Raw genomic sequence first — 12,002 nt, forward strand, 5'->3', positions numbered from 1 at the left:
CCGCTGCCAAGCCGGCAGCTGTCGCCACGGCCGCGCCGAAGAAGCCGGCGGCGAAGAAAAAGAAAGATGAAGCATGAGCGGTGATATCGAAGACAAGCCGCAGCCGTTGATCGAGCATCTGATGGAGCTGCGCACGCGGCTCATGTGGTCGATCGGCGCCTTCTTCGCTGCCTTCATCGTCTGCTTCATTTTCGCCAAGCATCTCTTCAATGCGCTGGTCTTCCCCTACAAATGGGCGGTCCAGTGGGCGCATCTCGATGTCTCCAAGGCGCAGCTGATCTACACGGCGCCGCAAGAGTTCTTCTTCACGCAGGTGAAGGTGGCCATGTTTGGCGGTCTCGTGATCGCATTCCCGATCATCGCCGCGCAGATATACAAGTTCGTGGCCCCCGGCCTCTACAAGAACGAGCGCTCGGCCTTCCTGCCGTTCCTGATCGCCTCTCCGATCCTGTTCCTGATGGGCGCCGCACTCGTCTATTTCTTCTTCACGCCGATGGTCATGTGGTTCTTCCTGACCATGCAGCAGGCGCCGGGCGAGGGCGACGTCGCCATCTCGCTCCTGCCGAAGGTCTCTGAATACCTCAGCCTCATCATGACGCTGGTCTTCTCCTTCGGCCTGGTTTTCCAGCTTCCCGTCATCACCACGCTGCTCGCCCGCGTCGGCCTGCTGACCTCGGACTGGCTGCGCGAAAAGCGCAAGTTCGCGATCGTCATGGCCTTCATCGTCGCGGCGGTGCTGACCCCGCCCGATCCGATGTCCCAGATCGGCCTTGCGCTGCCGACCATCATTCTCTACGAGATTGCCATCTACGCGGCGCGACTCGTGGAACGCCAGCGTGCTCGCGATGCGGCCACCGAGGCTGAAGGGTCCCAGGACGTTGCCAAGACGGACAACGTCTAGCGTCACCGCAATTCCTCGATGAGCGCTTTCCAATATCCGGTCGAGGCCCGGTCAGGCTTTGGCCGGGTCATCCTTTTTGTAACGACCTGGAACGACGATGCTCGATATCAAATGGATCCGTGAGAATCCCGAAGCCCTCGACGCGGCACTTGCCAAGCGTGGTGCCGAGCCCCTGTCCGAAAGCCTGATCGCGCTGGACGAAAAGCGCCGCACGGCCGTTCAGAAGGTCCAGGACATGCTGTCCCGCCGCAACGCCGCCTCCAAGGAGATCGGTGCTGCCATGGCGCAGAAGAACACCGAGCTGGCCGAGAAGCTGAAGGCCGAGGTCGCCGACCTCAAGGTCCTGCTGCCGGCGGCCGAAGAAGACGATCGCGCCTTCTCCGAAGAGCTGAACGACGCCCTCTCGCGCATCCCGAACGTCCCACATGACGACGTCCCCGTCGGCAAGGACGAGGCTGACAACGTCGTTACCCGCGTGACCGGCGAAAAGCCGCGTTGGAACCATACGCCGAAGGAACACTACGAAATCGGCGAAGCCCTCGGCTACATGGATTTCGAAACCGCCGCCAAGCTCTCCGGCTCGCGCTTCACCGTCTTGACCGGCCCGCTGGCAAGGCTGGAGCGGGCGCTCGGCCAGTTCATGATCGACCTGCACACCAGCGAGCACGGCTACACCGAAGTGAGCTCGCCGCTGATGGTGCGCGCCGAAGCGCTGTTCGGCACCGGCAACCTGCCGAAGTTCGAAGAAGACCTCTTCAAGACGACCGACGGCCGCTACATGATCCCGACGGCGGAAGTCACGCTCACCAACCTCGTGCGCGAGGAAATCCTTGAGCATGACAAGCTGCCGCTGCGCTTCACCGCGCTCACCCCGTCCTTCCGCTCGGAGGCGGGCTCTGCCGGCCGCGACACCCGCGGCATGCTGCGCCAGCACCAGTTCTGGAAGTGCGAGCTGGTTTCGATCACCGACGCCGAAAGCTCGATCGCCGAGCATGAACGCATGACGGCCTGCGCCGAGGAAGTATTGAAGCGCCTCGGCCTGCATTTCCGCACGCTGACGCTTTGCACCGGTGACATGGGCTTCGGCTCGCGCAAGACCTACGATCTCGAGGTCTGGCTGCCCGGCCAGAACACCTACCGCGAAATCTCGTCCTGCTCGGTCTGCGGCGATTTCCAGGCGCGGCGCATGAACACGCGCTATCGCGGCAAGGAAGACAAGACCAATCGCTTCGTTCACACGCTGAACGGCTCCGGCACCGCCGTCGGCCGCTGCCTGATCGCGGTTCTGGAAAACTATCTGAACGAGGATGGCTCGGTGACCATCCCCGACGTGCTGGTACCCTACATGGGCGGCCTGACGAAGATCGAAAAGGCGGCTTGAGACCATGCGCATTCTGCTTACCAACGACGACGGCATTCACGCGGAAGGCCTTGCGGCGCTGGAGCGGATTGCGCGCACACTCTCCGACGACGTCTGGATCGTCGCGCCCGAGACCGATCAGAGCGGCCTCGCGCATTCGCTGAGCCTGTCGGAGCCGCTGCGCTTGCGCAAGATCTCCGACAAGCACTTCGCGTTGCGCGGCACGCCGACCGATTGCGTCATCATGGGCATCAAGCAGGTGATGGAGATCAAGCCCGATCTCGTTCTCTCCGGCGTTAATGCCGGTTCGAACGTCGCTGACGACGTCACCTATTCGGGCACGATCGCCGGCGCCATCGAAGGCACCATGCAGGGCGTGCGCTCCTTTGCGTTGAGCCAGGCTTACATTCGCGAAGGCGACCAGCGCATCCTCCCCTGGGAAGTCTGCGAGACGCATGCCCCGGCGCTTTTGCAGAAGCTGATGTCGGTCGATCTCCCCGAGGGCACTTTCCTCAATCTCAACTTCCCGAACTGCGCGCCTGACGAAGTCGAGGGCACGGAAGTGACCGCGCAGGGCAAGCTCGCCTTCAATCTGGAGGTCGACGCCCGCTCCGATGGTCGTGGCTTTCCCTATTACTGGCTGAAGTTCGGCGAGCGCGCCGGCGCCTTCGTTGACGGCACCGATGTCAACGCGCTCAAGAATAGAAAGATTTCGGTAACGCCTTTGAAACTGGATCTGACCGATTATTCCGTACAGGACCGCGTGGCGCGGGCGCTTTCGGGTACGGAGTAAATCGCATTGGCGGCACGTCTGGTGGAGAAGGAAGAGTTTGCGGCACTCGTTTTGAGGCTGCGGGCCGAAGGCGTGTCCGATCTTGATCTGCTGACTGCGGTCGAGCAGGCGCCGCGCTCGCTCTTCGTGCCGCCGCAGTTTACCGAGCAGGCCTATTCCAGCCGTACCATTCCGATTGAATGCGGTTCCTTCCTCGAGGGTGTCGATTTCGCCGTCCGCGTCCTGCATCACCTGAGAGTGAAGCCCGGCCAGCGTGTGCTGGAAGTCGGCACTGGCAGCGGTTTCATGACCGCTGTGATCGCCCGCATGGCCGAGCGCGTGCTCACCATCGACCGCTACAAGACGCTGACCTCGAACGCCCAGAAGCGTTTCGAGACGCTCGGCATCCGCAATATCATCGTGCGCCAGGCTGATGGCAGTGCCGGCCTGCAGGGCGAGGGCACCTTCGACCGTATCCTTGTCACCGCCGCCTTCGAGAGCATGCCGCGCTTCTATGCTGACCAGCTGGTTTCCGGCGGTTCGATGATCGCGCCGCTGATCATCTCCGAGACCGAGTGTCGCCTTGTGCGCCTGACCAAGACCGGCAGCCGCTTCGAGCGAGAGGAGTTGTTCAACTCCCCATACCTGCCGATTGTTCCGCGCGTCGCCTCGCAGCTCTGATCGCGTCGTCGCTATGGTTAGCGATTTGTCAAAAAACGCAAGCTGATGTTCCTGCCTTAACCGGTTGGTAATGCTAACGCGCTTTAATCATACCCACAAATGGTTGCGTTATTCAGTGGGTCGAGTGTCATGCGTTTCAGCGTTTCGCCTAAGTTCGGGAAGTCTGCCGGTAATGCCTTGATCGTGGCTCTCCTGGCGAGTGCTGCATCAGGTTGCAGTTCCGATGTGACACGTTTCGGCGGTCTGTTTTCTTCGTCCGGTCAGGACCAGATGACGACAAATTCCATTCCTCGTCGGAGCATGAGCGGCCTTCAGGCTGACCCAGTGCCGCAGGCGGACATGCAGGGCGGCGCGATGCAGCCCAATTATGCCAACAACAATCAGTCGATGAATCAGCCCTATCCGAGCCAGCAGTCGACCTACGGCTCTAGCGCTCGCATGGCATCGGCTCCGGTTTCCGTTCAGCGTTCCGAGCTTGCCGCTCCCGGCGCGGTGTCGCAGGCGCCCGTATCGGCTGCTCGCGAAAAGCAGGTCGCTCTCGCTCAGCCGTTCCCGGCCGCGAACGCGCCGCAGCATTCCAGCCAGGTCATCGTTCCGCCGAAGCGCAACGCCGACAACATCGTCACGGGCTCGACCCCGAAGGTCTCCGGCTGGTCCTCGACCAACGCTCCCTCGGTCACCATGCGTCCCGGCGAAAGCGTCGCGATCCTCGCCAACCGCTATGGCGTTCCGGAAAAGGAAATCCTACGCGCCAATGGCCTGAAGAGTGCTGCCGCTGCAAGGCCCGGCCAGACCATCCTGATCCCGACCTTCAACGGCGGCAACGCCGCCAAGGCCGCCGCGCAGTCGAACGATCTTGCCAAGGGTGGTCAGGCGCCGCAGCCGGCTCGTGGCCAGGAACAGAACCTCGCGGTCATTCCGAATGGCTCGAACGCCTCGCGTGACAAGTCGATGGCGAGTGCCGACCAGTCCGGCAAGGCTCCCGTCGGCGCCGGCCCGAAGGGCGCGGGCGGCACCTACGTCGTCAAGTCCGGTGACTCGCTTGCCAAGATCGCCAAGGCGACCGGCAACAGCATCGACGACATCAAGGCCGCCAACAACCTCACGGCCGGCTCGATCCGCATCGGTCAGGAACTGAACATCCCGAACGGCAGCGGCGGCGCCGACACCATGAAGACGGCCTCGATCCAGCCGAAGGCGGAGCCCAAGCCCGCCGTACAGCCGGCATCCGCGCCGGAAACGGCTGCGGCCCAGCCCGCCACCTACAAGGCGCCGGTCGCGACCGAAAGCGTCAGCGACGCCGCCAAGAAGGAAGTGGCCTCGGCAGCACCTGAAGCCACCGGTATCGGCAAGTATCGCTGGCCGGTCCGTGGTGCCGTGATCGCCGCCTATGGCGCCAACGTCAACGGCAGCCGCAATGACGGTATCGACATCTCGGTTCCGCAGGGCACGGCCATCAAGGCCGCTGAAAACGGCGTCGTCATCTACGCCGGCAACGGCCTCAAGGAACTCGGCAACACCGTCCTCGTTCGCCACGACGACGGCACCGTCACCGTCTACGGCAATGCCGACACGCTGAGCGTGACGCGCGGCCAGAAGATCCAGCGCGGCCAGACGGTCGCGGTGTCAGGCATGAGCGGCAACGTCAAGCAGCCGCAGGTTCACTTCGAAGTCCGCAAGGACGCAACGCCGGTGAACCCGATGACTTTCCTTGAGTAGGTTGGGCCTCGAGTAGGTCGAGAGTTTCCTCGAATAGGTATTGTGTATCGAGGACAATGCAAAAGCCCGGCGGACGCCGGGCTTTTGTCGTTTCAGGTAATCTTGAAAGCAGTCATCAGGCTCTGTCGAGCGCGATCCGCTTCCGGCCCGCGAGGTCCTGGACATACTGCCAGGCGACGCGGCCCGAGCGGGCGCCGCGCGTCGTTGCCCATTCCAGCGCTTCGGCATGCAGCGTCTCGCGGTCGAGCGGCAGCTTGAAGTGGGCGGCGTAGCCGTCGATCATCGTCAGATAGTCTTCCTGGCTGCACTTGTGGAAGCCGAGCCACAGCCCGAAGCGGTCCGACAGCGACACCTTCTCCTCGACAGCCTCCGACGGGTTGATCGCCGTCGACTGCTCGTTTTCCATCATGTGGCGCGGCAGCAGGTGGCGACGGTTGGAGGTCGCATAGAACAGCACATTTTCCGGCCGTCCCTCGACCCCGCCATCGAGCGCTGCCTTCAGCGACTTGTAGGCCGTGTCGTCGTGGTCGAAGGAAAGGTCGTCGCAGAAGACGATGACGCGGTGCGGTGTGTCCTTCAGGAGGTCGAGCAGTGTGGGCAGACTGGCGATATCCTCGCGGTGCACCTCGACCAGCTTCAGCGAAACGCCGCTTTCGCGTCTGACATCTTCGTGAACGGCCTTCACCAGCGACGACTTGCCCATGCCCCGCGCGCCCCACAGAAGCACGTTGTTGGCTGCATAGCCCTCGGCGAAGCGCACCGTGTTTTCATGCAGGATATCGCGCACGCGATCGACGCCGCGGATCAGCGCCAGCGCCACGCGGTTGGGGCGCGCAACAGGCTGCAGATGCTGGCGGGCAGGGGCCCAGACGAAACAGTCGGCCGCGTTCCAGTCGTTGATGGCTGGCGGCGGTCCCGCCAGCCGTTCCACGGCATCGGCAAGGCGGCGCAGTTCGCCGAGAATGATGCTGTTGACGTCTTCGGCCATGGCCTTTTCTCCTTGGGGCGTATGCGGCTGTGTGGCAATTGCTTTTCGTAGTCGGGTAGCATGGCCTTTTATACGCGGAAAGGTTATTAGGCAGCGGAATCGGTACGGTTTTCGGCTGTTTCAGTTGCAATCGCAAAGACCATAATTATAGTCCGGCCACCGAGAAAAAAGGCGACATTCCGCCTCCGGAAAAGTTTGAGGAGATTAGCATGTTCATCACCCCGGCATTCGCCCAGGCCACCGACAGTGCGGCGTCGCCGTTCGGTTCCGGCTTCGAAATGATCATCCTGTTCGTGCCGTTGATGGTCGTCTGGTATTTCCTGCTCATCCGTCCGCAGCGCGCCCAGGCGAAGAAGCGTGACGAAGCCCTGAAGGCAATCCGTCGTGGCGATCAGGTCGTCACGTCTGGCGGTCTCGTCGGCAAGGTCACCAAGGTGATTGACGAAAAAGAAATCGAAGTCGAAATTGCTGATGGCGTGCGCGTTCGCGTTGTCCGCACCGGCGTCACCGAGATCCGCGTCAAGGGCGAGCCCGTAAAGGCAGATGCCGCATAATCATCACGCATATCCCACGAACCGGATCACCCGGATCTGACATAGTCGAGAGAAAATGCTTCATTTTTCCCGCTGGAAGACCCTTCTGATCTGGTTTGTGGTGCTGGTGGCCGTGTTGATCGCGGCCCCCAATTTTCTGCCGGTCGGCCAGTCCGGCCTGCTGTCTTCCTGGCTGTCCAAGCACCGTGTCGTGCTGGGCTCCGATCTCCGCGGCGGCACGCATGTCGTCTTCGAGGTCGACCGCGCCGATGTCGCGCGCCAGAAGCTGGTCGCCACCGTCGGCGAGATCAGCCGCTCCTTGCGTCAGGCCAATATCCGTTACACCGGGCTTACGGGCAACGACCAGACGATCACCGTCAAGATCACCGACCCCGCGCAGGTCGACGCTGCCGTCGCCGCGCTGAAAAATCTGACCTCGACGCAGGGTGTCACGCTCAAGCAGGCTGATAGCGGCGACCTCACGATCGAAATCGCGGATGCCGCCATCAACGCCGCCATTTCAGAGGCGCAGGCCCAGTCCGTCGACATCGTCAGCCGCCGTATCGCCGGCCTCGGCAATCCCGATTTCGCGATCAAGCCCGAGGGCACCGATCGTCTCGATGTCCAGGTCTTCGGCGTCATCGATGCCGAGCGTCTGAAGAACATCCTCAACGAGCCCGCCAAGCTGTCCGTGCGCATGCTCGACGAAACCATGTCGGGCCAGGACGCGGTCAACGGCCGCTGGCCGGCGAGCTCCGAGGTTCTCTATTCGCTGGATGATCCGCCGATCCCCTATCTCGTGGACCGTACCGATTTCATCAGCAGCGCCAATGTCGTCGATGTCCAATCCTTCGCGGATGCGCAGGCAGACACGGTGGCGATCCGCTATGCGCTCGACGCCGAAGGCACCAAGCGCCTGGCGGAGAAGACGCAGCAGCACGGCGGCGGCCATCTTGCGATCATCTTCGACGACCAGGTCATGGCATCGCTTCCGATCGGCGCGCCGATCCTCGACGGCAAGGGTGAGATCCCGGTCAGCTACACCGAACAAGGCGCCAGCGACCTGGCCCTCATGCTGCGCGCCGGCGCGCTTCCGGCCACGCTGACAACGGTCGAGGAGCGCACGGTCAGTCCGGCGCTCGGCGCGGAATCGGCGCGGGCAGGGCTCGTCGCCGGCATCGTCGCTGCCATCCTGGTCATCGGCCTCATGTTCGGCTTCTATCGCGGCCTCGGCCTGATCGCCGCTTTGTCGCTGCTCCTGAACCTCATCCTCATCCTCGCGGTGATGAGCCTCATCGGCGCCACGCTTACCCTACCGGGCATTGCCGGCATCGTGCTCATCATGGGCATGGCGGTTGATGCCAATGTCCTGATCTACGAGCGCATCCGCGACGAGGCAAAAACCGGCCGGCCGTTCTTCGAGGCGATCGACTACGGCTTCTCCCGTGCGATCATGACGATCCTCGATGCCAACGTCACCATCTTCATCGCCGCCGTCATCCTCTATTTCCTCGGCAACGACGCGGTGCGCGGCTTTGCCGTCACGCTCGCCGCCGGCATCCTGACCACCATTTTTACGGCGGTCACGCTCACCCGCTGGATCGTCGTCACCTGGCTGCATCGCCGTCATCCCCGGCATCTGCCGAAGGATGTCCACACCGGCATCTTCGATCGCGCCAACATCCGCTTCATGGGCATCCGCCGCTATGTCTTCACCGCCTCGGCCGCTCTCTGCGTCGCGGCCATGCTGGGCTTCGCGGCGGTCGGAATGCATCTCGGCATCGACTTCGCCGGTGGCTCGATCATCGAGGTCAAGGCCAAGCAGGGTCCTGCCGACCTCGAGGATATCCGCGCCCGCCTCGGCGATCTGCCGATCGGCGACATCCTTGCCCGCAGGCTTGCCGATCCCGCCGGCGCGCTGATACAGCTGGAAGCGCAGGGCGGCGGCGAGAATGCCGAACAGTCGGCGGTCACGCTGGTGCGCGACGAACTCGCCAACGACTATGATTTCCGCCGCGTCGAAGTGGTCGGCCCCGCCATCTCTGGCGAACTCACCCGCGCCGCCTCGCTCGGCGTGCTCGCGTCGCTCATCGTCATCCTCGTCTACATCTGGATGCGCTTCGAGTGGCAGTTCGCCGTCGGCGCCATCGTCGCCACGCTGCACGACATCATCTTGATCCTTGGGTTGTTCGTGCTTACCGGCATCGAGTTCAACCTGACCAGCGTCGCCGCCCTACTGACGATCATCGGCTATTCGCTCAACGATACCGTCGTGGTCTACGACCGCATGCGCGAAAACCTGAAGCGCTACCGCAAGATGCCGTTGCCGATCCTGATCGATGCGTCGATCAACCAGACGCTGTCGCGCACCGTGCTGACCGCCGCCACCACCATGCTGGCCCTGCTCGCGCTGGCAATCTTCGGCGGCGAGGTCATCCGCTCCTTCGCCTTCATCATGTTGGCTGGCGTTGCCATCGGCACGTTTTCCTCCATCTACATTGCTGCACCGGTGCTGATCGTCTTCAAGCTCCGCCCGGATGCGCTCGATAACGATAACGACAAGAAAGTACCGGAACCGGCCGCCCAGCCCGGCAAGCCGGCAGTGTGAGAATATGGCAAGAGGCATTGAAATACGCGAAGCGCATTTTCCCGGTCGCGCTCCGATCGATACCTACGGGAACGGCGGTTTCCGCTTCGCCGACATGTCGCATCGCGGCTCCATCCTCTGCCTGCCGTCGGGCATCCACGGCTGGAACATGGACGCGGCCATGCCGCTGTCGATCGAAAACCTGCAGCGTGTCCTGAACGAGGCGTCCGAGATCGAATTCCTGCTGCTCGGCACCGGTGTAGACATGCGCCCGATCCCGGCGGAGCTTAAAGCCGCGCTGAAGGGCGCCGGCATTTCCTCGGATTCGATGAGCACGGGTGCGGCGGTGCGCACCTTCAACATCATGCTGATGGAATCCCGCGCCGTCGCAGCGGCGCTGATCGCGGTCTGACGCATGGCCGATCAATCCTCGACGAACCAGGACATCTGCCTGGCGATGCTGCGCGACAGCGATCGTGATCGCTATCTTGCCTGCCTCCTGTCTCCCGAAGACAAGCGCGGCGCACTGGCGGCGCTCTATGCCTTCAACGCCGAACTCGCCCGCATCCGCGATCTCGTGCACGAGCCGCTTCCCGGCGAAGTGCGCATGCAATACTGGCGCGATCTTCTGGAGGGAACCGCGCACGGCTCCACCGAGGCCAACCCGGTGGCTGCGGCCCTGTTGTCAGCGGTCGAGACCCACCGCCTGCCGCGCCAGACGCTGTCGAATATGATCGACGCCCGCGTCTTCGATCTCTACGACGATCCGATGGAATCGCGCGGCGCGCTGGAAGGCTATGCGGGCGAGACGGCCTCGGCGCTGATCCAGCTCGCAAGCCTGATCCTGTCGCCCGAAGAGGCGGCACAGTCGGCCGAAGCCGCAGGCCATGCCGGCGTCGCTCAGGCGATCGCGGGATTGCTGCTCTTGATGCCGCTCCATCGCCACCGCGGCCAGATCTATATCCCGCTCGAGATCCTTACCGCGACCGGGCTTGACCGCGACACCTTCCTGGCTGGCGAAGACAAGGCGCGCATCTCGGCCGCCATCGAGGCCTTCGCCGGCCTTGGTCGCGACCATCTCGCGAGGGCGCGCAAGGTCGCTATCCCGCAGGCGGTCTTCCCGGCCTTCCTGCCCGCAGCACTGGCTGCGCCGGTGCTGTCGAAGGCGCAGAAGCTGGGAGCAGGGCTGTTCGATCGCTCCGCGCAGCAGCCGCAATGGCGCCGCCAAATCGGCATGACCGTGGCGCTGATGCGCAAGAAAATCTGAGGCTCGTTCAAACTCGCGCAAGCCTCGTGCGTTATAGCTGTCATCATCGCTTGCTTTGAATGGAGTGTGACGTGAGCATAATGATCTGGGCCACTCTTTTCGTGATGCTCGTCATCGTGGCCTTCATCGCCGTGCGCATGTCGGCGAAGCATGAGGAGCAGGGCCTGCACGATACCGGCCTTGCCATCATCGAGTTCAACCGCGCCTTCCCGACGGAAGCGATCCGCTCGCTGCAGGCGACGGCCAACGGCCAGGTGGTCTTCGTCCGCCTGCACGACAACAAGGCCGGCTTCATGCGCAGCATGCAGCGCCATTACTCCTGCCAGGTCATCCAGCCGGGCAGGGTGCGCGTTCAAAGCTCCGACAGCGGCAAGGGCCTGACGGTTGATTTCCTCGATACGCCCCACCAGAACGGCACCTTCGAATTCGCCTCGCCGAAGGAAGCCTCCGAAGTCGCTCTCTGGCTGCTCGGCAACTACGTCGCCGAACCCGATCGCGAACTGCCGCTGGCCGACCCGACCGCCGCGAACCACCGGTAAACCGCCTCCAATTTTCAGTCGAGCAATGCCCGGCCATGCGCCGGGCTTTTGACGATTTTCCGACCGCGCTACCTCTTTCGTGTCATATTGCCTTAGTCCTCAAAGTGGAGCATGTTTCGCGCTCACCGCGAGGCCCCATGAATTTTCCTACAACTTATTGGAGGTAAGTATGCTTGCGATCAACGACATTGCTCCCGATTTCGAAGCGCAGACGACCGAAGGCACGATCAATTTTCACGATTGGATCGGCAGCTCCTGGGCGGTCCTGTTTTCGCATCCCAAGGATTTCACGCCGGTCTGCACCACCGAGCTCGGCTACATGGCGAAGATCAAGCCGGAGTTCGACCGTCGCGGCGTCAAGATCATCGGCCTCTCCGTCGACCCGCTGGATCGTCACGACGGCTGGATGAACGACATCGAGGAAACGCAAGGCACGCGCCCCAACTACCCGATGATCGCCGACGTCGATTTCAACGTGTCCAAGCTCTACCACATGCTGCCGGCAGCCGTGTCGGGTGATCCGACCGTCCGCACCGCGGCCGACAACCAGACGGTTCGCAACGTCTTCGTCATCGGTCCCGACAAGAAGATCAAGCTTATCCTCGTCTACCCGATGACGACCGGCCGCAACTTCGACGAAGTCATCCGCGTCATC

The 12,002-nt window shown here is 62.8% G+C and carries 12 protein-coding genes; 11 read left to right on the forward strand and 1 reads right to left on the reverse strand.

What is annotated here, in order from left to right; genetic code table 11:
- The first annotated feature begins 73 nt into the window (after positions 1-73).
- The 5 genes from tatC (at position 74) to B3605_RS21915 (ending at position 5,433) form a co-directional block, all read left to right on the forward strand.
- Positions 74-901, forward strand: coding sequence for a twin-arginine translocase subunit TatC (gene tatC, locus B3605_RS21895; protein ID WP_018900081.1), 828 nt, complete (start codon positions 74-76; stop codon positions 899-901).
- A 97-nt stretch (positions 902-998) separates the two neighbouring features.
- Positions 999-2,282 (forward strand): serine--tRNA ligase, encoded by a 1,284-nt coding sequence (gene serS, locus B3605_RS21900; RefSeq protein ID WP_047510179.1) that lies wholly within the window; start codon positions 999-1,001, stop codon positions 2,280-2,282.
- A 4-nt stretch (positions 2,283-2,286) separates the two neighbouring features.
- Positions 2,287-3,054, forward strand: a complete 768-nt coding sequence (gene surE / locus B3605_RS21905; protein ID WP_112941455.1) for a 5'/3'-nucleotidase SurE — start codon at positions 2,287-2,289, stop codon at positions 3,052-3,054.
- 6 nt (positions 3,055-3,060) lie between these two features.
- Positions 3,061-3,714 carry a protein-L-isoaspartate(D-aspartate) O-methyltransferase gene (locus B3605_RS21910; RefSeq protein ID WP_018900078.1) on the forward strand — a complete coding sequence of 218 codons (654 nt, stop codon included), beginning with the start codon at positions 3,061-3,063 and terminating at the stop codon, positions 3,712-3,714.
- Positions 3,715-3,843: 129 nt separating this feature from the next.
- Positions 3,844-5,433: a peptidoglycan DD-metalloendopeptidase family protein gene (locus B3605_RS21915; protein WP_112941454.1), complete on the forward strand. Its 1,590-nt coding sequence runs from the start codon at positions 3,844-3,846 to the stop codon at positions 5,431-5,433.
- Positions 5,434-5,548: 115 nt separating this feature from the next.
- On the opposite strand, the gene B3605_RS21920 is transcribed toward B3605_RS21915, so the two are convergent.
- Positions 5,549-6,421 (reverse strand): ATP-binding protein, encoded by an 873-nt coding sequence (locus B3605_RS21920; RefSeq protein ID WP_112941453.1) that lies wholly within the window; start codon positions 6,419-6,421, stop codon positions 5,549-5,551.
- A gap of 209 nt (positions 6,422-6,630) precedes the next feature.
- Here B3605_RS21920 and yajC point away from each other — a divergent pair, with 209 nt between their 5' ends.
- From yajC to B3605_RS21950, 6 genes are all read left to right on the forward strand, one after another.
- The gene (yajC, locus tag B3605_RS21925; RefSeq protein WP_047510188.1) at positions 6,631-6,975 is read left to right on the forward strand and encodes a preprotein translocase subunit YajC; all 345 of its coding nucleotides are present in this window, start codon (positions 6,631-6,633) and stop codon (positions 6,973-6,975) included.
- A 55-nt stretch (positions 6,976-7,030) separates the two neighbouring features.
- Complete coding sequence (gene secDF, locus B3605_RS21930) at positions 7,031-9,562, forward strand: protein translocase subunit SecDF (RefSeq protein ID WP_112941452.1); 2,532 nt, start codon at positions 7,031-7,033, stop codon at positions 9,560-9,562.
- A gap of 4 nt (positions 9,563-9,566) precedes the next feature.
- Positions 9,567-9,953 carry an Mth938-like domain-containing protein gene (locus B3605_RS21935; RefSeq protein ID WP_112941451.1) on the forward strand — a complete coding sequence of 129 codons (387 nt, stop codon included), beginning with the start codon at positions 9,567-9,569 and terminating at the stop codon, positions 9,951-9,953.
- A gap of 3 nt (positions 9,954-9,956) precedes the next feature.
- Complete coding sequence (locus B3605_RS21940; protein WP_112941450.1) at positions 9,957-10,808, forward strand: phytoene/squalene synthase family protein; 852 nt, start codon at positions 9,957-9,959, stop codon at positions 10,806-10,808.
- A gap of 71 nt (positions 10,809-10,879) precedes the next feature.
- Entirely contained in the window at positions 10,880-11,347 is a 468-nt protein-coding gene (locus B3605_RS21945; RefSeq protein ID WP_026283291.1) for a hypothetical protein, read from the forward strand.
- Between the two features lie 169 nt (positions 11,348-11,516).
- Positions 11,517-12,002, forward strand: a 486-nt coding sequence (locus B3605_RS21950) for a redoxin domain-containing protein (RefSeq protein ID WP_296436025.1), incomplete at its 3' end; no start/stop codon positions are given.

The sequence above is a fragment of the Rhizobium sp. UBA1881 genome, assembly GCF_002338015.1.
GTDB lineage: Bacteria > Pseudomonadota > Alphaproteobacteria > Rhizobiales > Rhizobiaceae > Rhizobium.

Bases quoted from the DNA above. Each gene is read 5' to 3' on its own strand.
- tatC (WP_018900081.1), top strand. From the start codon at position 74: ATGAGCGGTGATATCGAAGACAAGCCGCAGCCGTTGATCGAGCATCTG.
- surE (WP_112941455.1), top strand. From the start codon at position 2,287: ATGCGCATTCTGCTTACCAACGACGACGGCATTCACGCGGAAGGCCTT.
- B3605_RS21920 (WP_112941453.1), bottom strand. From the start codon at position 6,421: ATGGCCGAAGACGTCAACAGCATCATTCTCGGCGAACTGCGCCGCCTT.
- B3605_RS21940 (WP_112941450.1), top strand. From the start codon at position 9,957: ATGGCCGATCAATCCTCGACGAACCAGGACATCTGCCTGGCGATGCTG.
- B3605_RS21915 (WP_112941454.1), top strand. From the start codon at position 3,844: ATGCGTTTCAGCGTTTCGCCTAAGTTCGGGAAGTCTGCCGGTAATGCC.
- serS (WP_047510179.1), top strand. From the start codon at position 999: ATGCTCGATATCAAATGGATCCGTGAGAATCCCGAAGCCCTCGACGCG.
- secDF (WP_112941452.1), top strand. From the start codon at position 7,031: ATGCTTCATTTTTCCCGCTGGAAGACCCTTCTGATCTGGTTTGTGGTG.
- B3605_RS21935 (WP_112941451.1), top strand. From the start codon at position 9,567: ATGGCAAGAGGCATTGAAATACGCGAAGCGCATTTTCCCGGTCGCGCT.
- yajC (WP_047510188.1), top strand. From the start codon at position 6,631: ATGTTCATCACCCCGGCATTCGCCCAGGCCACCGACAGTGCGGCGTCG.